The 21,762-nt window shown below is 59.8% G+C and carries 22 protein-coding genes; 13 read left to right on the top strand and 9 right to left on the bottom strand.

From position 1 onward, the window contains the following. Positions 1–14: 14 nt before the first annotated feature. On the bottom strand, positions 15–488 hold the full coding sequence (gene greB, locus ACJ8IL_RS10785) for a transcription elongation factor GreB (protein ID WP_025304551.1): 474 nt from the start codon (positions 486–488) through the stop codon (positions 15–17). A 230-nt stretch (positions 489–718) separates the two neighbouring features. Here greB and cbpA point away from each other — a divergent pair, with 230 nt between their 5' ends. The 4 genes from cbpA to envZ all read left to right on the top strand — a co-directional run bounded on the left by cbpA (position 719) and on the right by envZ (position 4,335). Next, on the top strand, positions 719–1,681 hold the full coding sequence (gene cbpA / locus ACJ8IL_RS10780) for a curved DNA-binding protein (protein WP_025304550.1): 963 nt from the start codon (positions 719–721) through the stop codon (positions 1,679–1,681). A 5-nt stretch (positions 1,682–1,686) separates the two neighbouring features. Continuing rightward, on the top strand, positions 1,687–1,992 hold the full coding sequence (locus ACJ8IL_RS10775; protein ID WP_004930739.1) for a chaperone modulator CbpM: 306 nt from the start codon (positions 1,687–1,689) through the stop codon (positions 1,990–1,992). Positions 1,993–2,248: 256 nt separating this feature from the next. After that, complete coding sequence (gene ompR, locus ACJ8IL_RS10770; RefSeq protein WP_004709363.1) at positions 2,249–2,968, top strand: osmolarity response regulator transcription factor OmpR; 720 nt, start codon at positions 2,249–2,251, stop codon at positions 2,966–2,968. Further along, on the top strand, positions 2,965–4,335 hold the full coding sequence (gene envZ / locus ACJ8IL_RS10765) for a two-component system sensor histidine kinase EnvZ (protein WP_015379311.1): 1,371 nt from the start codon (positions 2,965–2,967) through the stop codon (positions 4,333–4,335). Before ompR ends, envZ begins: the two co-directional genes overlap by 4 nt. Positions 4,336–4,367: 32 nt before the next feature. Here envZ and ACJ8IL_RS10760 read toward each other — a convergent pair whose 3' ends face one another. The 7 genes from ACJ8IL_RS10760 to ACJ8IL_RS10730 form a co-directional block, all read right to left on the bottom strand. Further along, a complete protein-coding gene (locus ACJ8IL_RS10760) occupies positions 4,368–4,847 on the bottom strand; it encodes a type II toxin-antitoxin system VapC family toxin (RefSeq protein ID WP_442516534.1) in 480 nt (159 codons plus the stop codon). Beyond that, a complete protein-coding gene (locus ACJ8IL_RS10755; RefSeq protein WP_004930730.1) occupies positions 4,844–5,107 on the bottom strand; it encodes a FitA-like ribbon-helix-helix domain-containing protein in 264 nt (87 codons plus the stop codon). The genes ACJ8IL_RS10760 and ACJ8IL_RS10755 overlap by 4 nt, the downstream gene beginning before the upstream one ends. Before the next feature lie 126 nt (positions 5,108–5,233). After that, on the bottom strand, positions 5,234–6,853 hold the full coding sequence (pckA, locus tag ACJ8IL_RS10750; protein ID WP_043138920.1) for a phosphoenolpyruvate carboxykinase (ATP): 1,620 nt from the start codon (positions 6,851–6,853) through the stop codon (positions 5,234–5,236). A gap of 194 nt (positions 6,854–7,047) precedes the next feature. Beyond that, a complete protein-coding gene (gene hslO, locus ACJ8IL_RS10745; protein ID WP_060435132.1) occupies positions 7,048–7,926 on the bottom strand; it encodes an Hsp33 family molecular chaperone HslO in 879 nt (292 codons plus the stop codon). Between the two features lie 25 nt (positions 7,927–7,951). Then, entirely contained in the window at positions 7,952–8,359 is a 408-nt protein-coding gene (hslR, locus tag ACJ8IL_RS10740) for a ribosome-associated heat shock protein Hsp15 (protein ID WP_151429165.1), read from the bottom strand. Continuing rightward, entirely contained in the window at positions 8,356–9,036 is a 681-nt protein-coding gene (gene yrfG / locus ACJ8IL_RS10735) for a GMP/IMP nucleotidase (RefSeq protein ID WP_025304546.1), read from the bottom strand. Before yrfG ends, hslR begins: the two co-directional genes overlap by 4 nt. Before the next feature lie 99 nt (positions 9,037–9,135). Then, positions 9,136–11,271, bottom strand: coding sequence for an intracellular growth attenuator family protein (locus ACJ8IL_RS10730; protein ID WP_197824456.1), 2,136 nt, complete (start codon positions 11,269–11,271; stop codon positions 9,136–9,138). Positions 11,272–11,716: 445 nt separating this feature from the next. Between ACJ8IL_RS10730 and nudE the strand changes: the two genes are divergently transcribed. Continuing rightward, a complete protein-coding gene (gene nudE, locus ACJ8IL_RS10725; protein WP_015379304.1) occupies positions 11,717–12,271 on the top strand; it encodes an ADP compounds hydrolase NudE in 555 nt (184 codons plus the stop codon). A 51-nt stretch (positions 12,272–12,322) separates the two neighbouring features. Here nudE and mrcA read toward each other — a convergent pair whose 3' ends face one another. Next, the gene (mrcA, locus tag ACJ8IL_RS10720; protein ID WP_025304544.1) at positions 12,323–14,881 is read right to left on the bottom strand and encodes a peptidoglycan glycosyltransferase/peptidoglycan DD-transpeptidase MrcA; all 2,559 of its coding nucleotides are present in this window, start codon (positions 14,879–14,881) and stop codon (positions 12,323–12,325) included. 121 nt (positions 14,882–15,002) lie between these two features. On the opposite strand from mrcA, the gene pilM reads away from it, so the two are divergent. The 8 genes from pilM to ACJ8IL_RS10680 all read left to right on the top strand — a co-directional run bounded on the left by pilM (position 15,003) and on the right by ACJ8IL_RS10680 (position 21,706). Continuing rightward, positions 15,003–15,836 carry a type IV pilus biogenesis protein PilM gene (gene pilM / locus ACJ8IL_RS10715; RefSeq protein ID WP_049206041.1) on the top strand — a complete coding sequence of 278 codons (834 nt, stop codon included), beginning with the start codon at positions 15,003–15,005 and terminating at the stop codon, positions 15,834–15,836. Continuing rightward, positions 15,836–16,375: a PilN domain-containing protein gene (locus ACJ8IL_RS10710; protein ID WP_049208842.1), complete on the top strand. Its 540-nt coding sequence runs from the start codon at positions 15,836–15,838 to the stop codon at positions 16,373–16,375. Before pilM ends, ACJ8IL_RS10710 begins: the two co-directional genes overlap by 1 nt. Further along, the gene (locus ACJ8IL_RS10705) at positions 16,368–16,862 is read left to right on the top strand and encodes a hypothetical protein (RefSeq protein WP_025304541.1); all 495 of its coding nucleotides are present in this window, start codon (positions 16,368–16,370) and stop codon (positions 16,860–16,862) included. Before ACJ8IL_RS10710 ends, ACJ8IL_RS10705 begins: the two co-directional genes overlap by 8 nt. Next, positions 16,855–17,217, top strand: coding sequence for a HofP DNA utilization family protein (locus tag ACJ8IL_RS10700; RefSeq protein ID WP_442516533.1), 363 nt, complete (start codon positions 16,855–16,857; stop codon positions 17,215–17,217). The genes ACJ8IL_RS10705 and ACJ8IL_RS10700 overlap by 8 nt, the downstream gene beginning before the upstream one ends. Next, a complete protein-coding gene (hofQ, locus tag ACJ8IL_RS10695; RefSeq protein ID WP_442516532.1) occupies positions 17,214–18,458 on the top strand; it encodes a DNA uptake porin HofQ in 1,245 nt (414 codons plus the stop codon). The genes ACJ8IL_RS10700 and hofQ overlap by 4 nt, the downstream gene beginning before the upstream one ends. Positions 18,459–18,807: 349 nt before the next feature. Beyond that, positions 18,808–19,329 (top strand): shikimate kinase AroK, encoded by a 522-nt coding sequence (aroK, locus tag ACJ8IL_RS10690; protein ID WP_004391482.1) that lies wholly within the window; start codon positions 18,808–18,810, stop codon positions 19,327–19,329. Between the two features lie 106 nt (positions 19,330–19,435). Next, positions 19,436–20,536 carry a 3-dehydroquinate synthase gene (aroB, locus tag ACJ8IL_RS10685; RefSeq protein WP_025304538.1) on the top strand — a complete coding sequence of 367 codons (1,101 nt, stop codon included), beginning with the start codon at positions 19,436–19,438 and terminating at the stop codon, positions 20,534–20,536. 156 nt (positions 20,537–20,692) lie between these two features. Further along, entirely contained in the window at positions 20,693–21,706 is a 1,014-nt protein-coding gene (locus tag ACJ8IL_RS10680; RefSeq protein ID WP_049206049.1) for an SPOR domain-containing protein, read from the top strand. The last annotated feature ends 56 nt before the right edge of the window (positions 21,707–21,762 follow it).

The following is a 21,762-nucleotide window of genomic DNA, read 5'->3' as shown; positions in this document are numbered from 1 at the left end:
AAAAAGCTGAAAGCTTACTTCGGGTAGTTTATCTCATTTACGTACCACTGTGCCTCGCCCAGCGGCGTATTGACGGTGGCGATGTCCCCGACCTCTTTTTTCAGCAGGGCGCGCGCCATCGGCGCATCGATGGAGATGTAATCCTTGCGGCCGAAAATCTCGTCGTAACCGACGATGCGAAAGCGTTTGGTCTCGCCGTCGTCATTCTCCACCTCCACCCAGGCACCGAAGAACACCTTGCCTTCCTGCTGCGGGGAGTAATCGACGATCTTCAACTGCTCCAGGCATTTGGTCAGATAGCGGACGCGGCGGTCAATTTCGCGCAGCCGCTTCTTGTTGTACTGGTAGTCGGCGTTTTCGCTTCTGTCGCCCAGGCTGGCGGCCCAGGTCACTTTTTTGGTCACCTCGGGGCGTTCTTCACGCCAGAGGTAATCCAGCTCTTGTTTGAGCTTGTCATACCCTTCACGGGTTATCAGTTGAGTTCTCATCGTGATTTATCTTTATGGGGCCACCGCCACAGTGTACGTGAATGCGGGGGGCTTTAGAAATGGCGCGCGGGCCTGCGCCTTGTCGCACGGTTTTTATTCAGTTTGCGCAGCTTTTAACAATCGGGAGTATGCTTAGCGATAGCGGAAAAGGAATGTGACGAAAGGAGGATATCTGGCGAGAGAGACAAGGAATTTTGGCGCACAACCCAACACATTGAAGGTATTACCGCATGGAATTTAAAGATTACTACGCCACGATGGGCGTTGAGCCCAACGCCGATCTGAAAACCATCAAAACGGCCTACCGCCGGCTGGCGCGTAAATATCACCCTGACGTGAGCACTGAAGACGACGCCGAGAGCAAGTTCAAGGAGCTGGCCGAAGCCTATGAGGTGCTGAAGGACGACGAGCGCCGCGCCGAGTACGATCAGATCCGGCTGCACCGCAACGATCCGAACTTTGGCCGCCAGGCGCGCGGCGATCACGGCGGCTATCAGCAGAGCGCTTCATGGCACGGCGGCGGCGCCGACGCGCAAGACTTCTCCGACTTCTTCGAGAGCATGTTCGGCGGGCGTGCGGCGGGCGGGCACCGTTCCGCTTCGCACTCGCACGGCGGGCATGGCTTCCGCGGCCAGGATCTGGAGATGGAGGTGCCGCTGTTCCTCGAGGAAACGCTGCATGGCCAAAGCCGCGAGATCTCCTATACGCTGCCGGTGTATGACGAGCTGGGGCGGCAGGTGAGCGAAGCCAACAAAACGTTGAACGTGAAAATCCCGGCCGGCGTGGGCGATGGCGAGCGCATTCGCCTCAAGGGGCAGGGCGTTGCCGGCGTGGGCGGCGGCCAAAACGGCGATCTGTATCTGGTCATCCGCCTCGCGCCGCACCCGCTGTTTGAGATAGATGGCCACAACCTGAGCATCGTGGCGCCGCTCGCTCCGTGGGAAGCGGCGCTCGGCGCCAGCATTGAGGTGCCGACGCTGACCGGAAAAATCGCGCTGACCGTGCCGGCCGGCAGCCAGAGCGGCAAACGGCTGCGGGTCAAAGGCAAAGGGCTGGCGGGCAAGAAAGAGCCCGGCGATCTGTATGTCATTCTCAAGGTGGTGATGCCGCCGAAGCCGAACGAGAAGGCCAGCGCCCTGTGGCGCGAACTGGCTGAGCAGGCGGCGTTCAACCCGCGTGCGGAATGGGAGTAAAGCACATGATGAAGAAAGAGATCACATTCACCGTGGTGGAACTGTGTCAGCGAGTGGAGATTTCAGAGGATGAGCTGGTCGAGATTGTCGGCCTGGGCGTGATCGTGCCGCTGGAGCCGGCGCAGCCGCGCTGGGAGTTCGATTATCCGGCGCTGAGCCATCTGCAGCGCGCGCGCAGGCTGCGGGCGGAGCTGGATCTGGACTGGCCGGGGATCGCCATGGCGCTGACGCTGCTCGACCGGGTTGATGCGCTACAGCAAGAGAACCGGCAGCTGCGCAGGCAGCTGGCGCGTTTCCTGCAAACTTCCTGACCCGAGAGCTGAACGCCACCGGGTGCTTCCCGGTGGCGAAATTGCACAAAATTGGGCCGTCGCCCCACATTGCGCCGATAAAGGGCGAAATTTTGACGAACCCCCGTCGACATTCACTGAAAATTGTTGATAAATGGGGAAAAGAATAAGCTTTGTAACAATTTCGTCTAGAATACATACCATTAAACGCTGTCTCAAATGGCAAGGTTTTCTAACAATATTCGAGTCAGGCAATAAAGCCTTTGGGAGTAATACCATGCAAGAGAATCATAAGATCCTGGTTGTCGATGATGACATGCGCCTGCGCGCGCTTTTAGAACGTTATTTAACCGAACAGGGCTTCCAGGTTCGCAGCGTTGCCAACGCTGAGCAAATGGATCGCTTGCTGACCCGTGAATCCTTCCATTTGATGGTGCTCGATCTGATGTTGCCGGGCGAAGACGGCCTGTCCATCTGCCGCCGTCTGCGTAGCCAGAGCAACCCGATGCCGATCATTATGGTCACCGCGAAAGGCGAAGAGGTCGATCGCATCGTGGGGCTGGAAATCGGCGCCGACGACTACATTCCTAAACCGTTCAACCCGCGTGAGCTGTTGGCTCGTATCCGCGCGGTGCTGCGCCGCCAGGCGAACGAACTGCCGGGCGCGCCTTCGCAGGAAGAGGCGGTGATCGCTTTCGGCAAATTCAAACTGAACCTCGGCACCCGCGAGATGTTCCGCGAAGACGAGCCGATGCCGTTGACCAGCGGCGAATTCGCGGTACTGAAGGCGCTGGTCAGCCACCCGCGTGAACCGCTGTCGCGCGATAAGCTGATGAATCTGGCGCGTGGCCGCGAATACAGCGCCATGGAGCGCTCCATCGACGTGCAGATCTCTCGTCTGCGCCGCATGGTTGAAGAAGATCCGGCGCATCCGCGTTATATCCAGACCGTGTGGGGTCTCGGCTATGTCTTCGTCCCGGACGGCAGCAAGGCATGAGGCGATTGCGCTTTTCACCGCGTAGCTCGTTTGCCCGAACCCTGTTGTTGATCGTCACTTTGCTGTTCGTCAGCCTGGTGACGACCTATCTGGTGGTGCTGAACTTCGCCATCCTGCCCAGCCTGCAGCAGTTCAACAAGGTACTGGCTTACGAAGTGCGTATGCTGATGACCGATCGGCTGCAGCTGGAGGACGGCACGCTGTTGGAAGTGCCGCCAGCGTTCCGTCGTGAGATCTACCGCGAGTTGGGCATTTCTCTCTACACCAACTCGGCGGCGGAGGAGAGCGGCCTGCGCTGGGCGCAGCACTACCAGTTCCTCAGCCAGCAGATGGCGCAGCAGCTCGGCGGGCCGACCGATGTGCGGGTGGAGGTGAACAAGAACTCCCCGGTGGTGTGGCTGAAAACCTGGCTGCAGCCCGATATCTGGGTGCGCGTACCGCTGACGGAAATCCATCAGGGCGACTTCTCTCCGCTGTTCCGTTATACGCTGGCGATCATGCTGCTCGCGATCGGCGGTGCCTGGCTGTTTATTCGTATTCAAAACCGCCCGCTGGTGGAGCTGGAACATGCGGCGCTGCAGGTGGGCAAAGGGATTATTCCGCCGCCGCTGCGCGAGTATGGGGCTTCCGAAGTGCGGTCGGTGACTCGCGCATTCAATCAGATGGCGTCGGGCGTCAAGCAGCTGGCGGACGATCGCACCTTGCTGATGGCCGGGGTCAGCCATGATCTGCGCACGCCGTTGACGCGTATCCGGCTGGCGACGGAGATGATGAGCGCCGAAGACGGTTATCTGGCCGAGTCGATCAATAAAGACATCGAAGAGTGCAACGCCATCATCGAGCAGTTCATCGATTATCTGCGCACCGGGCAGGAGATGCCGACCGAAAGCAGCGACCTGAACGCCATTTTGGGCGAGGTGGTTGCGGCGGAGAGCGGTTATGAGCGGGTGATTGAAACCGCGTTGTCACCGGGCGAACTGATGATGAACGTGCACCCACTGTCGATTAAGCGGGCGGCGGTGAACATGGTGGTGAACGCGGCGCGTTACGGCAACGGCTGGATCAAGGTCAGCAGCGGCCGCGAGCTGCAGCGCGGCTGGTTCCAGGTGGAAGATGACGGCCCGGGTATCAAGCCGGAAGAGTTGAAGCACCTGCTGCAGCCGTTCGTACGCGGTGACAGCGCGCGCAGCACCAGCGGCACCGGTCTGGGGCTGGCGATCGTGCAGCGTATTATCGACGCGCATGACGGCGAACTGGATATCGGCACCAGCGAGCGCGGCGGGCTGTTGATCCGCGCGTATATTCCGTTGCCGATGGAGAAAAAAGAGTCGACCAACGGTCATCAAACGGCCAGGGAAAACGCCTGACCTCTGATGTGGGCCGCGCCGCTGCGGCCCCGTCAGGACTTTCTGCTCATCACGTAGTATTCCGCCGCATCCTCATGCAACCGGCGGCCGGTCGGCGCCTGCCACGGATCGATTAATTCGATACCGCAGTGGAGGAAGTCTTTGGTATTGCGGGTGGCCAGGGCGGCACCGTAATGCAGGCAGGTGGCGGCGATTTGGGTATCCGGCACGCTCATCGCTTTACCCAGCAGCCGATTCCTTGCCGTCAATTCCGCGTATTGCATCGCGCACACCCCATCAAACGGCAATATCTGCCCCTCGAACTTCAATTCAATGGCGTCCGCCAATTTCAGCTTGAGATCCCGCTGGCGCTTGCCGTCAGGCATGCAGGCGACGCCGCTGAACAGTTCGGCGAGGACAATGGCGCTGAGATAGAGCTCGTCATTGTCCTTTTCATTTAACCAGTTAATGACGTTGTAGTACGGGCTGGGACGCAGCGTTTCTGAAATGACGTAGGTGTCGATAATGATCATGCGTTGTCATCTTCATCATCAAAGGTGACGATGCGTGGCGGCACGGCGTCACGCGGTGGGATCTCCAGCTCAACGCCGCCGAATTCGGCGAAGTGCTGATGCATCCAGGTACCCAATCCATAGCGCGGCGGCTTTTTCACCAGCGCCTGTTTCAGGATCATGCGCGCTTCCTCTTCCATAGAATGGCCGTTTTTCGCCGCTGAGATACGCAGCAGCTCTTTAATTTCGTCGTCCAGATTTCTGACGGTGATAGTCGCCATTTAAACCTCCTTTGCTATCAATGATTGCATTGACTTATTTTCTCGCCTTGCTGGTTAAAAAGCAATCGATGAAAATAAAAAAAGGCGCGGGATCCGCGCCTTAGCTGAAGAGGTAACGCTACCGAATTACAGCTTCGGGCCGGCGCTAACCAGCGCGGCGCCCGCAGGCGTGTCGGTGTATTTGTCGAAGTTGGTGATGAAGCGCTCGGCCAGATCCTGCGCTTTTTCCTGCCACTGCTCGAGGCTGGCGTAGGTATTGCGCGGATCGAGGATCTCTGGGTTCACGCCCGGCAGCGCGGTCGGCATCGCCAGATCGAAGATTGGCAGGGTAACGGTTTCCGCCTTGTCGATTTCACCGCTCAGGATGGCGTCGATGATGCCGCGCGTATCTTTGATCGAGATGCGTTTGCCGGTGCCGTTCCAGCCGGTGTTGACCAGGTAAGCCTGGGCGCCGGCGGCCTGCATGCGTTTCACCAACACTTCGGCGTACTGCGTCGGGTGCAGTGACAGGAACGCAGCGCCGAAGCAGGCGGAGAAGGTTGGCGTTGGCTCGGTTACGCCGCGTTCGGTGCCGGCCAATTTGGCGGTGAAACCGGACAGGAAGTGATACTGAGTCTGGTTGGCGGTCAGACGCGATACCGGCGGCAACACGCCGAAGGCGTCGGCGGTCAGGAAGATCACTTTGGTGGCGTGACCCGCTTTGGACACCGGCTTGACGATGTTTTGGATATGGTAGATCGGGTAAGAAACGCGGGTGTTCTCGGTTTTCGAACCGTCGTTGAAGTCGATGCTGCCGTCGGCCAGCACGGTGACGTTTTCCAGCAGCGCGTCGCGTTTGATGGCGTGATAGATGTCCGGCTCGGCTTCTTCAGAGAGCTTGATGGTCTTGGCGTAGCAGCCGCCTTCGAAGTTAAACACGCCGTCGTCGTCCCAGCCGTGCTCGTCATCGCCGATCAGCTGACGCTTAGGATCGGTGGAAAGGGTGGTCTTGCCGGTACCGGACAGGCCGAAGAACACCGCCACGTCGCCTTTCTCGCCCACGTTGGCCGAGCAGTGCATCGAAGCGATGCCTTTCAGCGGCAGCAGGTAGTTCATCATCGAGAACATGCCTTTCTTCATTTCGCCGCCGTACCAGGTGCCGCCGATCAGCTGCATGCGCTCGGTCAGGTTGAAGGCGACGAAGTTCTCCGAGTTCAGGCCTTGCTGCTGCCAGTTCGGGTTGGTGCATTTGGCGCCGTTCATCACCACGAAGTCCGGCTCGAAGTCAGCCAGCTCGTCGTCGCTCGGGCGGATGAACATGTTTTTCACGAAGTGCGCCTGCCAGGCCACCTCGGTGATGAAACGCACTTTCAGGCGCGAGTCAGCGTTGGCGCCGCAGAAGGTATCCACCACGAACAGACGTTTGCCGGAAAGCTGCTCGGTGACCAGGTGTTTCAGATCGGCCCACACTTCCGGGCTGAGAGGTTTGTTGTCGTTTTTGCCTTTGCCCTGATCGGCCCACCACACGGTATCGCGGGTGATGTCGTCGCGGACGATGTATTTGTCTTTCGGCGAACGACCGGTGAAGATGCCGGTATCGACGGAGACGGCACCCAGCTTGGTGACTACCCCACGCTCAAAACCTTCCAGAGATGGGTCTGTTTCTTCCTTAAACAGCAGTTCATAGCTCGGGTTGTGAACGATTTCGCTAACGTCGTGAATGCCGTAAGCGGCCAGATCCTGAGGGGTTATACCTTTAACGCGCATGTTACTACTCCTTGGTCACAGAATTTCTGGCGGCAATTGTAGGGATCTAACGGTGAGTAACCGCGATGGGTATCAAATATTTAACGTTTTAGGCGGTATTTCGTTACGATCTGAGAGATAGCACACGGAAAAAAGCAAACGTGCAAACGGCGGGCGTTGGCAGGCGCCGGGGGCGCCCGCCGAAAAGGTGTTACTTAGTGCAACTTGTCGCTTTCGCCGGTGTTACCCGCATACAACGCGGCAACATCAACCGGGTCAAAGACATAGTGGCTGCCACAGTAGTCGCAGTGCATGTCGATATTACCGTCCTGCTCCAGCATGTCCGCCACTTCATCGGTCGGCAGGGTCATTAGCGCGTCGGCGCAACGCTGGCGCGAACAGGTGCAACGGAACTGCACGTCCTGCGGTTCGTACAAGGTGACCTCTTCCTGATGGTACAGGCGGTACAACACTTCGTTGGCCGGCAGGCCGAACAGCTCTTCGCTTTTGACCGTGTTGGTCAGTTGCACCAGATGATCGAAATCATCGAGGTTGCCGTCCTGCGCCGGCAGCACCTGCAGCAGCATACCGGCTGCTGCGGCATTGCCTTCCACTTCGCCGGTGCGGATGAACAGGCGGGTTGGCAGCTGCTCGGACTGGCGGAAGTAGGCTTCCAGGCATTCTGCCAGGGTTTCACCTTCCAGGCCGACCACGCCCTGATAGCGCTCGCCTTCCGTCGGGGAAATGGTGATGACCATGACGCCGTTGCCGATCATCTGATGCAGGGTGCTGTCGTCGGCGATAGGCGCCTGGGTGCGCGCAACGCCACGCATCTCCTGGCGGTTGTTGCCGTTGATCACGGCCAGCTTCAGCGGGCCGTCGCCCTGCAGCTGCACGGTGATGTCGCCGTCGAACTTCAGGGTTGCGGTCAACAGACTGGTGGCGACCAGCAGTTCACCCAGCAGCTTTTGCACCGGCGCCGGGTAGTCGTGGTTGTTCAGGATCTGCTGATAGGTTTCGCTGACGGTAACCAGCTCGCCGCGCACCGCGTAGTTTTCAAACAGGTAACGGTGCAATTGGTCATGGTTGGACATAATCTTCTCTCATTACGGTGAGGGGTTATTCCGGCTCACCAAATTTAAATTTCATCAGGTCGCGCCGCTCCTTTTTGTCCGGACGACGGTCCGGATGCGGCATGGTCAACGCGTTCATCTTGCGCGCCAGCGCCATTTTTTCGCGGTTGGCGATGCTGGCTTCGGTTTCCTGATACATTTGCTGCGCCTCGTTGGCACCGCGGCGTTGGTTGGTCAGCGCCAGCACGATCACCGTACGTTCTTCGTTGCCCTGTCGCAGCTTAAGCTCGGCATTGAGTTCGACAATCTTGCTCGGTTTGCCGCGCTGGCCGTTGTAATGCACCTTGCCGCCGTCGATCATTTCGCGCGCCAGCGCGCGAGTCTTATAGAAGCGTGCGGCCCACAGCCACTTATCCAGCCGGACCGCGTCGTCGCGCGTCGCTTTTTCCTTCATGCTTCCCCCTTGGCCAGCGCCGGTATCAGCAGACGGTAGTCGCGCATCGACGGATGGCGCTGGAAGCTTTTTTCCGCCGTGCTGGAGTCCGGGTTTTGCACGCCCAGGCAGTAACGAATGCCGAAAGTGCGCGCCGCGTCGAGGATCGGCTCGCCGTCATCGACAAATAGCGTGCGCTGTGGGTTGAACCCGGTGTGCTGTTGCACCGCCTGCCACAGACGCTGATCTTCTTTCGGATAACCAAATGTGTGGGTGGAAAACAATAAATCAAGGTGCCGATCGAGGCCGGTATGCTCGATTTTCACCGCCAGGCTGTGAGGATGGGCGTTGGTCAGCAAAATGGTTTGCAGACCGGCGTCGCGCAGCGCCCGTAAAAACGGCTCGGTGTCTTCGCGCAGCCGCGCGCGGCTACCGACTTCGCTGGTCATGCGGTAGATGTCCAGATCCAACCGCTCGCTCCAGTAATCGAAGCAATACCAGTTCATGGTGTGCTGCACCGCCTGATATTCCCGTTCAATGATATGACGGGCTTCGTCGAACGGAATGGCGCGCCTTTCGCTCAGCGCTTGCGGCACCAGGCTGAGCCAGAAGTGGCTGTCGAACTCCAGATCCAGCAAGGTGCCGTCCATATCCAGCAGCACGGTATCGATCTGCGGCCAATCAAACTCGGGAACCATAAAAACTCCATGGGCAGACCGACGGGCGGTCCGCAGATGAGAATAATAGCGTTAGCGTAGCATAAGCAGATGACAGGGCGGAGACCCCCGGCGTCAGGTTCAGGCCATCGGCCGCATTGACATCGGATTGAGCTGCGGATTGAAGCAGCTGTCGTAGTAACGCTGGATATCGGCGACGCGGTGCTGATTGATGCGCCGACGCTGTACCAGCCGCCAGGCGTTATAGCCCAGGCTGACGACCACCGCCAGCAACAGCAGGCTGGTACCGAGGTAGCGCCACAGGGTGATCATGTCCGGTTCGCTGTGCAACGCCACGTGGCGGGTGCCGTTGGCATCGACGCTGAGGCTGGTGATCACCCCCTGCGCCTGGAATGGGGTATGCAGCAGCAGAGTGGAAAGGCGCTGCAACTCATTCCACTGGTCAAGAGCGTTGTATTCGCTCTGCGGCGCTGAGGATTGCGGATGGCTGACCAACTGTCGACCTTCATCGCTGCGGATCAGGAAACCGCCCGGCGGCGGGCTGTTGAGCGCCGCGGCGGCCAGACGCGTTTCATTGAAGATGAACGACGACGTGGCCACTTTGGTCAGGCTTTCCAGCGACTCGGCGCTTACCGGGCGCAGCAGGACGTTGACGCCTTGCAGCGCGCCTGATCTGGCGCGTTTCACCAGGCCGCTCCAGTTTTTGGCGTTGCCCAGGTTGACCAGCGCGTTTTTCAGCCGCACACAGTCGTTTTCTGCCTGGCATAAATCCTGTGTTTTCAAAACGATATCAGAAAAGTCATCTAACAGGATCATGCCGGATTTCTCGATGGCGCTGGCCAGCTGCGGGTTGATCTTCTGATCGGTACCGCTCGGATGCAGCTGGCTGTTGACCGTGGCCAGCAGGGCCGTCGCTTTGTCTATGACTTCTGATTCCGGCTGCGGCAGCGGGGCGGCGTTGTTCCAGTAAATGCCGGAGCAATCGAACGGCGCAAAATTGACGGCGCCGCCACCGTTGGCCGGCGGCGGCACATAGCACATGCCGCTGCCGCGCACCTTCAGGGTGTCGCCGATGCGCAGCGGCGTAGCTTCCAGCGCCTGTACGCTGGTCACTTCCACTTTTTGCGCGCCTTGCAGCCAGGCCATGCTGAGGGTCAGCGGCAGATTGAGCGGGATATAGATCAGCAACAACAGCAGTACCAGTGCCGAACTGGCGACCAGCACCGCGTTGCGGCCCCACTGCTGCAGCGGAAAATTCTTCACTTCGTCATGCAGCGAGAGGAAACGGCCCTGGCGCACCACCTGCCGATTGAGGTAGACGTCCACATCGGTGGTCTTGCCCAAGTCTTGCGTCAGGTACGGCTGCCAGTGCGGCGGGTAGATAAGATCGATGATGCCGAGTGAAATGTTGCTGATCTGTCCCTGGCCGGATTCGCCGAACAGTCCCCAGCGCTTCGGCGTGCCGCGCAGGCAGTGGATCTCTTTCAGCTCGCGTGACGCCGGACGGCGGAACAGGTTCCAGCATCCCCAGGCGATCATCAGCACCGCCACGAAAATCATCCACGGGATCACCAGCACCGGGCTGATCAGGCTGAAGAACAGCAGCAGCAGCGCGGCGGAGATGATGACGGCTTCACGGATGCCGTTCGGCCGGTTCAGCGCATGCTCTTCCGGCGTTTCCTTACGAATGTTCACCAGCTCGACATGTTCGCTCTCTTCCTTGCGGATGGAAGCGTTTTTGGTCGGCGCGGCGGTCACCACCGGCGGCTGCGGCCGGTCGTGAATATGATCTTTCAGCGAGTGCCCGTTGAGCGAAATCACCAGCGGCAGCGTCTGGGTTCGGATCACTTCCACATGGTTGTCGGCGGTGATGTAGGGTTCCCAAAACGGCGGCAGATGTACCTCTTCGGCATCGAGGTAATAGCGCCATTTATTGGGATCGTCGCTGGCCAGACCGTAGCGGGTGATGGCGTGCGTGACGGGATAAACGTTATCGCTTTGCGGGGTGAGCGCCAGTTTGGCTGCGGGCAGCGTAGCGCCGCCGCCGGGCAACAGTTTGTTGCTCAGCTTGTTTTGCTGGCTGAGGTAGAACTCGACCGCGGCGCGCTCTTCATCGGTCAGCTTGCGGTGGGCAGGCTTGATAAACGGCAACGCGTGCGCCAGCGCCGACGGGTTGCGGGCCTTGAACCACAGGTACAGGCCGGCGGCAATCAGGCAGACAAGCACTAAGGCCAATATCAACACTATTGTGCTCATGCAATCCCCATCTCACACCCGTGAATTTCGCCAACCTGATGAAAAGCTGAATATTATACGGAGTAAACCGCCAGGAGGCACCCAGAACTAATGAGGGAACAAACAGATTCTCGCTCTGGATCTCATTCCTTCATGACGCAAGGCCATTTTATCACTGATTCTTGCCTGCGTGATACTAGCAACCGGCCTCTGCCGTCGATATCGGCATTATCCTATTTTCATGCGTGCTGTTTGCTGAATCAGTACGGAAAATCGCCCGCCGCTGGCTACGCTTGTTAAAAGAAAGTAAATTACTGTTCATGCTCGTTGCGGCGGAGCTTGCCATTAACGCACAATGTGATCAGGATCGAATTTGGTCAGCATTTGAGCGCCAACGAGCCGTGCGTTACGCCAATCATTATTTCGGTTGCCCCGTCCACGCCTGGGTAACCTCTTTGAGGCAATCATGGATAAACACCTGCAAAAACCTAAAATTCTGAAAGTGGAAACGGTCGCGCGTTCGCGTTTGTTCAACGTCGAGTCGGTCGATTTGGAATTCAGCAACGGGGTTCGGCGGGTGTATGAGCGCATGCGGCCTTCGGATCGCGAAGCGGTGATGATCGTGCCGGTGATTGGCGATGACCTGCTGCTGATCCGCGAATATGCGGTGGGCACTGAATCCTATGAGCTGGGTTTCCCGAAAGGGTTGATCGATCCCGGAGAGGGCGTGCTGGAAGCGGCCAACCGCGAGCTGATGGAAGAGGTGGGATACGGCGCGAAGCGCTTTGATTTTCTCAGTAAGCTGACGATGGCGCCATCCTACTTTTCCAGCAAAATGAATATCGTGCTGGCCCACGATCTCTACCCGCAGAGCCTGGAAGGGGATGAACCGGAGCCCTTGCCGCAGGTGCGCTGGCCGATCGCCAACATGATGGCGTTGCTGGCGGAACCGGATTTCCGTGAGGCGCGCAACGTCAGCGCGCTGTTTCTCTCCGAGGCGTTTTTGCGCGCGTCGCGCTGATACGCTTCGCGCCGAATAAAAAAAGGGCCAGATTTCTCTGGCCCTTTTCGATCAGAACAGCTCGTGGCTTTCACCGCCCGGATCGGTCAATGTGGTGCCGGTATCGCGCGATGGGTAGTCCGTCGGCTGCGTCCCTTCGATAAAGTACTCGGAACGGCTGCCACCGCCACCGCCGGAGAGCTTGCCGCTGCTTTTGTCGATGGTGACGCTGATGATGCCTGGCGGCGGCGTGACTTTCTGCTCCGGAATGCCTTCCAGCGCGGTCTTCATGAAGTCGTCCCACGCCGGCTGGGCGCTCTTGGCTCCGCCTTCACCGCCGGAAATCTGATCCGGGATAGCGCCGGATACCGTCGAACGGCCCAGATCGCGGCGGTGATCGTCGAAACCGATCCACACCGACGTCACGGTATCCGGGCCATAGCCGGAGAACCAGGCGTCTTTGGAACTGTTGGTGGTACCGGTTTTGCCGCCGATATCATGACGTTTCAGATCGCGCCCGGCACGCCAGGCAGTGCCCATCCAACCCGGTTCGCCGAAGATGTTGCTGTTCAGCGCGTCGTGGATCAGGAAGGCCAGCGGCGTGCTGATCACGTGCGGCGCATACTGTTGGTCACCGTCCTGCTGCACCTGAGCCGGGGTAACCTGCTCCAGCTGCGGCATCGGCACCGTGCTGTTGCTGCCTTCCTGCGAGGTGGCGACGTTTTCGATGTTGTCGTCGGACAGCACCGCCGAACGGTGGGTGTCGCCGTAGATCACCGGCAGGTTGCAGCTGCTGCACACCACTTTCGGTTTAGCTTCGAACACCGTATTGCCGTTGTCGTCTTCAATCTTGGTGATGAAGTACGGGTCAACCAGGTAACCGCCGTTCGCCAGCACCGCGTAGCCGCGTACCAGCTGCATCGGGGTAAAGGAGGCGGAACCTAGCGCCAGCGATTCGGTATGCACGATGTTCTGTGCCGGGAAGCCGAAGCGCTGCAGATATTCCGCCGCGTAGTCGACGCCCATCGCACGCATTGCGCGCACCATCACCACGTTCTTCGATTGCCCCAGCCCCTGCCGCAGGCGAATCGGGCCGTCGTAGGTCGGCGGTGAGTTCTTCGGCCGCCAGTCGGTGCCGGCGCCGGCATCCCAGCGGGTGATCGGCAAATCGTTCAGGATAGTGGCCAGCGTCAGGCCTTTATCCATCGCGGCGGTGTACAGGAACGGTTTGATGTTTGACCCCACCTGACGCAGGGCCTGCGTCACGCGGTTGAACTTGCTCTGGTTGAAGTCGAAGCCGCCGACCAGCGCTTTCACCGCGCCGTCGTTCGGGTTGATCGAGACCAGCGCCGAGTTGACGTCCGGCACCTGCGACAGCCACCAGGCGTCGTTCACTTTACGCACCCATACCTGCTGACCTGTCTGCACCACGTCAGTGACGCGTTTCGGCGTTGGGCCTTGCTGAGTGTCTGAACGGTACGGCCGCGCCCAGCGCATGGTGGCCATCGGCAGGGCAATGCTGCTGCCATCGGCCAGCATCGCCGTCGCTTCCTGCGGGTTAGCAGCGGTGATGACCGCCGGCGCCAGTGGGCCGTAGCTCGGCAAGTTTTTCAGCGAGTCGACAATCTGTTTGCGATCCCAGGCCGCTTCGCCGACTTTCCACAACACGTTGGATGGGCCGCGGTAGCCGTGGCGCATGTCATAGGCCAGCACGTTGTTGCGTACCGACTCCTGCGCCGCCAGCTGCAGCCGTTTGGTGACGGTGGTGTAAACCTTGTAACCGTCGGTATAGGCGTTTTCACCGTAGCGCTTGATCATCTCCTGACGCACCATCTCGGAGAGATACGGCGCGGAGAAGCTGATTTCCGGCGCATGGTAGTTGGCGACCAGATCTTCGGCGCGCGCCTGATCGTACTGCGCCTGCGTGATGTAATGCTCGTCCAGCATGCGCGACAGCACCACGTTGCGGCGGGCAACGGCGCGATCGTGCGAATAGAGCGGGTTGAAGGTAGACGGGGCTTTCGGCAGGCCGGCGATGGTCGCCATCTCGCTCAGGGTGAGCTGGCTGACGTCTTTGCCGAAATAGACCTGTGCGGCGGCGCCCACGCCGTAGGCGCGGTAACCCAGATAGATCTTGTTCAGATACAGCTCAAGGATTTCATCCTTGGTGAGCATCTGCTCGATGCGTACCGCCAGGAAAGCTTCCTTGATTTTACGCATCAGGGTGCGTTCCGGGCTTAAGAAGAAGTTACGCGCCAGCTGTTGGGTAATGGTACTGGCCCCTTGCGAAGCGTGGCCGGAGACCAGCGCGATTGAGGCGGCGCGGAAGATGCCGACCGGATCGACGCCATGGTGATCATAGAAGCGGCTGTCTTCGGTGGCGATAAATGCGTGCACCATCACCGGCGGAATTTGATCCAGTTTCAGCGGAATGCGGCGCTTCTCACCGTATTGGGCGATCAGTTCGCCATCGGCGCTGTAAACCTGCATCGGTATCTGCAGCCGTACGTCTTTCAGCGTTGCGACGTCGGGCAGCTGCGGCTCGACATATTTGTACAAGCCGAAAATCGAGGCTGCTCCCAGCACGATGCAACATACTGCAAGGATTAGTAAATACTTTACGAACTTCACCTGAGATTTCCCATTTCTAAGTCATTTGGGCAGTTTATAAACAACCGCGCGGTAGTATAAAGGCAAGCCTGCGACATGGATATGTTCTTTTATCATCTGATGTTATGGAGGCTTGCGAAACATGTTCCCTCAAGCATGGCAGGTGGGGCTGGATATACAAATCGACTGCGTGCGCGCGGTGGCGGCCCAACGCCGCCGCAATGGCTGGCAGTTGCGCCACTGGTGGCAGCAGGCGCTGCCGCAGGCGGTTTTACGCGATGGCTGCCTGGAACCTTCCGAATTCCTGATCCGGGCGCTGCGGCAATGGCGCGTTCAACTGCCGCGACATATTTCCTTACGCATTGCTCTGCCGGCGCAGCGCGTGTTGCAGCAGCGCATGGCGCAGCCGGACGCGCGGCTGCGCGAGCCGGAACGCAGCGACTATATCGGTGGCCACGGTTTGAAGCAGTTTCCGCTCGATGGCCAGACGCTGGCGCTCGACTATCGCACCGCGCCGGCGGATGAGGCGGCGCTGTTGCTGACCGCCGCGCGGCGGCAGGAGCTGCAGCAGTGGCTGCATTGTTTGCGTCAGGCTGGCCTGCATCCGCAAGCGGTCGATATCACCCCTTGTGCGCTGCGGATGATGGCGACGGCGGCAGGCGTACCGCCCGCTGCGGGGCTGATGCACCGTCTCGAACGAGAATGGCTGTGGGTGGCGCCGGCTGACGGCGCGTTCGCCTTTGGTCTGGCGCCGGGCGACGATGACGCGCAGGCGCTGCGGGCGCTGCAAGCCCAGATGCCGGCGGGCGACGATCGGCCGGTCTATGCCGGCAGCGTGCTGGCAGGTGCCTTGCCCACCGGTTGCCTTGCCTGGTCGCCGCTCAGCGCCTTCACGCAGTTGCGCCCACCGTTGCCTGCGCATCCTGCGGCGTTCGCATTGGCCGGTGGTCTGGCGCTGCGCGAGGAGGATCGCTGATGTATCAGGTCAACTTTCTGCCCTGGCGACAGCGCCGCGATCGGCGGCGCGGCTGTTTCTGGCTGGGTGCGCTGCTGTTGCAGGTAACGCTACTGCTGCTGGCGCTGTTTCTGGTTGCCGGCCAACTGCGTCACCAACAGGCGCAGCGGCAGGCGCGGCTAACGATGCTGGGTGAAGAGCTGGCGGCCTTGACGTTGCTCGCCCATCAGCAGCAGCAAGAGCGGGCGCAGCGAGCGCTGCACAGCGCCCGCGCCGAACGGCAGGCGCGCAACGGCCAACATAACCGGCGTTATTTGCAGTTGCTTCAGCAATTGTCCTTCAGCATTCCTCCACCGCTGTGGCTCACGGCGCTGGACAGCGACGCGACGAACGGTCTGCGGCTGCGTGGATTGAGCCGCTCTCCTGCGGCCATCACGCAGTTCGAACGGCGGCTGGCGGGGATGCCTGCGTTGCCACGGCTGCGTTTGGCTGAGGTAACGCAACGGGACGACGGTCTGTATTCCTTTCATCTGGCGGCGCAGTGGGGGCGTGATGGATAGCCGTTTGTCATCCGGGCTGCGCTTTTGGCTGAACTTGCCGGGCTGGCTATTGCTGGTGGCGCAAGGGCTGGGCATCGGCACGCTGGCGCTGTTGGGCGGCGGTTGGCTGCTGCAAGACGAATGGCGTCAGCGGGAAAACGCGGCGGAGCGGCAACAGCGCCTGTTGCAACAGATTTCCATGGTACAGCACCAACTGGACGAGGCGCCGGAAGCCCCTATGCCGCCAACGCCGATCGGTCCGACCACCGCCGGCGATCTGGCGAACGTGCTGCAACAAGCGGGGGGCGCCTTGTTGCGCTGGCAGCGGCAGGAAAAACCGCTGCGGCAAACGCTGAGCTTGCGCATTGATTATGCCGGTTTGTTGGCGCTGTTGGAGGCGCTGCCCGCCGATTTGCGTCTCGAACAATTGAGCGTGGAAACGGCGCCGCAGGGCATGACGGCGCGGTTGGTGTTGCAGGATGCCGCCGAGGAGCAGGCCGATGAGTAAAAGACCGGGCCGTTGGTGGTGGCTGCTATGGCCGTGGGCCTTGTGTGCAGAACCGCGCGATCCGTTTACGCCGCCTCCGCTGCCTGTTTGTGCCCATCAGGAGGCATCGCCGGCGGGTTGGCGACTGAAAGGCGTCATCGGGCAACCGCCGCTGCGCTATGGCTGGGTGGTGACGCCGGCAGGGCAGTGGTTGCGCCTGCGGCCGCAGCAGTGGATGTTGGACGAGCGTTGGCAGGTGGCGCAGGTGCGGGCGCGCAGCCTGACGTTAACGGCGCTGGCGGCCGAACCGGATTGTCCGGCGAGCCAGGGCGATATCTCGCTCATGATGGATAACAACAAGGATGGCAAACCATGAAAGGACTCGCTGGATTGGGCGTGGCGTTGTGGTGTCTGTCGCTCGGCATCGTCCAGGCGCAGGATAAACAGCAGGTTTCCCTGGAGTTCCAGGATACGCCAGTGACGGTCATCCTGCAGGCGCTGGCGGATTATCGGCAGATGAACCTGATCGTCGCGCCCGGCGTAAGCGGCAACCTGACGCTGCGGCTGGAGAATGTACCCTGGCCTCAGGCGCTGGCGCTGACGCTGCGTATGGGCAAGCTGACGATGACGCGGGAGGGGAGCGTGATGCTGGTCGCCCCGGAGCCGGACGCGCAGGAAAAAAAACAGCAGCGAGAAGCGCTGGCGCAGCGGCAGCCTTTGCACAGCCTGACCCTGACGTTACAAAACGGCGATGCGGCGGAGATTGCCGAAAGCCTCAATGCTCAACGCGGCGCCTTGCTCAGCGAGCGTGGCAGCGTGCTGGCGGATAAGCGTACCAATACGCTGTTACTGCGCGACACGGCGCCAATCCTGGCGCAGTTGAAAAAAAGGGTGACGGAAATGGACGCGCCGCTGGCACAGGTGCAGCTGGCGGCGCATATCGTGACCATCAACAGCGAAAGCCTGCGTGAACTTGGCGTGCGTTGGGGATTGGCGGCCGACGAAAAACCGACGCGGCCGCTGCGGCCGGGCAATCTCGGCGTTAATCTGCCGTTGGAGCGCAGCGCGGTGAGCGCCGGTTTCCATTTGGCGCGCATCAGCGGGCGCTTGCTGAGCCTCGAGCTGACGGCGCTGGAGCAGGAGAATCAGGTGGAGATCATCGCCAGCCCGCGTTTGCTGACGGCGCACCTGCAAACCGCCAGCATCAAACAGGGGACGGAGATCCCTTATGAAGTGTCGAGCGGCGCCAGCGGTGCGACCGCGATTGAGTTCAAAGAGGCGGTGCTGGGCATGGAGGTGACGCCGAAAGTGTTGCCGGACGGGCGCATCACGCTGACGTTGCACATCAGCCAAAATATGCCGGGGCGTGCCATCAGCCGCGGGGCGGGGGAGGCATTGACCATCGATAAACAGGAGATTAAGACGCAGATCACGGTGAAAAGCGGTGAAACCCTGGTGCTCGGCGGTATTTTTCAACGGCATAGCGGCAAGACGGCGGACAAGGTGCCGGGATTGGGAGATGCGCCACTGCTGGGGGGCTTGTTCCGGCAAAGTGGCGTACAACAGAAAAAACGCGAGCTGGTGATCTTCATTACGCCGACCTTGATTAAGGGATAAGCGGCTGCCTGTCGGCTGGGCGGCAAATCTCCTAAAGTTGATGAGCAGATACACTTTTTTATCCCCTTGGGGGGATCTGCGTTTGACGCTGCGGCCGATTTAGCTTACAAGGGTTACCGAATTGAGCACCGAGGTTTTTTGTTAGCGTCAAGACGCCGTTAAAAACATATGGTTTCCCTCCCGCGGCGTGGATTGCGATTTATTCGGTTGCCAAACTACCAAGAGTGTTGAGATAATTTTTCGTCTGATCTCGCACTATCGCTCATGAGGTTTCAGTTTAGGTCCCGCCGCTGATTTGATTGGCGGGGCGGGTTAACATTAACGAATTGTCTTAGTAATACCGAAAAACATGGCAGAGAAACGCAATATCTTTCTGGTTGGGCCTATGGGTGCCGGCAAAAGCACTATTGGCCGTCAGTTAGCTCAGCAACTCAATATGGAGTTCTTCGACTCCGATCAAGAAATTGAGCGACGTACCGGAGCTGACGTGGGCTGGGTATTCGACGTGGAAGGGGAAGAAGGTTTCCGCGATCGTGAAGAAAAAGTCATTAATGAACTGACGGAAAAACAAGGGATTGTGTTGGCGACCGGCGGCGGTTCGGTGAAGTCGCGCGAAACGCGCAACCGTCTGTCCGCGCGCGGCGTGGTGGTCTATCTGGAAACCACGATCGAGAAGCAGCTGGCTCGCACTCAGCGTGATAAAAAACGCCCGCTGCTGCAGGTTGATTCTCCGCCGCGTGAAGTGCTGGAAGCCTTGGCGAAAGAACGTAATCCGTTGTATGAAGAGATTGCCGATGTCACCATCCGCACCGACGATCAGAGCGCTAAAGTGGTTGCTAACCAGATCATCAACATGCTGGAAAGCAACTGATTGCCAATTTTCGCGTTCGCCGTCGGCCAATGCGAAAAACTGATTTGTGTTCCCCGCTGTTGCGGGGATCAACCACCGCCGCACCATACAGAGAACTGAGCGCGACATGGAGAGAATTACTGTAACGCTTGGGGAGCGCAGCTACCCGATTACCATTGCCGCCGGATTGTTTAACGATCCGGCTTCTTTTATGCCGTTAAAGGCGGGTGAGCAAGCGATGTTGGTCACCAACCAGACCCTGGCGCCGCTCTATCTCGAGCGTGTCCGGCAGGTGCTGGAGCAGAGCGGCGTCGTGGTGGATCAGGTGATTCTTCCCGATGGTGAGCAGTACAAATCTCTGGCGGTGTTGGAGCAGGTGTTTTCGGCGCTGCTCGAAAAACCGCACGGTCGCGATACCACGCTGATCGCCCTCGGTGGCGGCGTTGTCGGCGATCTGACCGGTTTTGCCGCCGCGTGTTACCAACGCGGCGTGCGCTTCATTCAGGTTCCCACCACGCTGTTGTCGCAGGTGGACTCCTCCGTAGGCGGCAAGACCGCCGTCAACCACCCGCTCGGCAAAAACATGATCGGCGCTTTCTATCAACCCGCTTCGGTGGTGGTTGATCTGGATTGCCTGAAAACGTTGCCGACGCGTGAACTCTCTTCCGGCCTGGCCGAAGTCATCAAATACGGGATCATCCTCGATCGCGAGTTCTTCGTCTGGTTGGAAAATAACATCGATGCGCTGATGGCGTTGGATATGCAGGCGTTGGCCTACTGTATCCGCCGCTGCTGCGAACTGAAGGCCGAGGTGGTGGCCGCCGACGAACGCGAAAGCGGTCTGCGCGCCCTGCTGAATCTGGGCCATACTTACGGTCATGCTATCGAAGCCGAGATGGGCTACGGCGTGTGGCTGCACGGTGAAGCGGTGGCTGCAGGCATGGTGATGGCGGCGGAAACCGCGCACCGTCTCGGCCAGTTCTCTGTTGAAGACATCGAACGTATCAAAGCGCTGCTGCTGCGCGCCGGCTTGCCGGTCTGCGGGCCGCAGGAAATGACGCCGGAATCCTATCTGCCGCACATGTTGCGTGACAAGAAAGTGCTGGCGGGTGAACTGCGTCTGGTGCTGCCGACCATGATCGGTGCGGCGGAAGTGCGCGGCGGCGTAGGGCATGAGCTGGTGCTGGCGTCGATCGCCGCCTGCTTGCCTGAGCAGCAGCGTAATTAAATCGGACTAAGTAACAGTGGCTTAGCCGCCATTTGCATCTATATTAATACAGTGAGCAGAGCACGACGGGTGTCGCTTTGCCATCATCGGGTTAATCTGCCCGTGCCACGGTAGGTCTACGGTGGTGGGCTTTTGCCTCTAGTTGGAGGGTTTCAGATGGACGAGTTTAAACCGGAAGACGATCTCAGACCTGATAGCAGCGATCGTCGTCCTACGCGTTCGCGCAAGCCGGCCGCCGCGCCGCGCTTCGCCGTTTCGCGCCAGCATTTGATGATTGGCATCGGCATTTTGGTGCTGTTGCTGCTGATTATCGGCATCGGTTCCGCCCTGAAGGCGCCAACCAAACATGAAGCGGCTCAGGAGAGCGGCGCGCAAAACGGCGCGGCCCGCGATATCAACCTGTCCGGTTCTTCGTCGCTGACCACCGCCAATAACGGCGTGCCGGGCGGCACGACGGATACCCACGATAACAACGGCGTGAGCGCGACTCAGCCGCAGCAACCGCAGAACGTCAGCGTTCCGCCGATCTCCGGCACACCGACCGAAGCGCAAACGCAGCCTCAGCAGGGCGGCGCGCAGCAGCGCGTCGATTTGCCGGGCAACATGGCGGATGCGCTGTCGCAGCAGCAGGGGCAGGTGGATGCCGCGACTCAAGGCATGACCGGCGCAGCGTCGACGCTGCCGACCGCACCGGCGACGGTGATGAGCGGCGCCGCGGCGCGCGAAGCGACGCGTCCTGTGCAGGGCACCGCACCGCAACAGCATAAAACGCCGGCGAAAACCGCCGCCACCAAACCGACCGCGACGCAGCATAAATCACCGACCACGGTGTATACGCCGCCGGCCAAGCCGTCTTCCACCGCGAAAGCGGGAGCGGTCGCCAGCAGCGGCAGTTCACTGCAGTCTGCGCCGGGCAGCCACTATACCTTGCAGCTGAGCAGCGCTTCGCGTTCCGACACGCTGAACGCCTACGCCAAACAGCAGAAGCTGCAGAACTACCTGGTGTACGCCACCAAGCGTGACGGCAAACCGTGGTACGTGCTGGTGAGCGGCAACTATGCGTCTTCTGCGGAAGCGAAGCGCGCCATTGCTTCGTTGCCGGCGGATGTGCAGGCGAAAAAACCGTGGGTCCGACCTGTACACCAAGTGCAGCAAGATCTTAAAAAATAAATCATTTAAATTTGTGCGCTGATGTGCTGTCTGAAACAGAGTACAATCCGCCGCTC

It is taken from the genome of Serratia sp. CY47444, from assembly GCF_052168635.1.
Lineage (GTDB): Bacteria > Pseudomonadota > Gammaproteobacteria > Enterobacterales > Enterobacteriaceae > Serratia > Serratia bockelmannii.
Note: the sequence above shows the minus strand (reverse complement) of the source record. Positions and strands in the feature narration are given on the sequence as shown.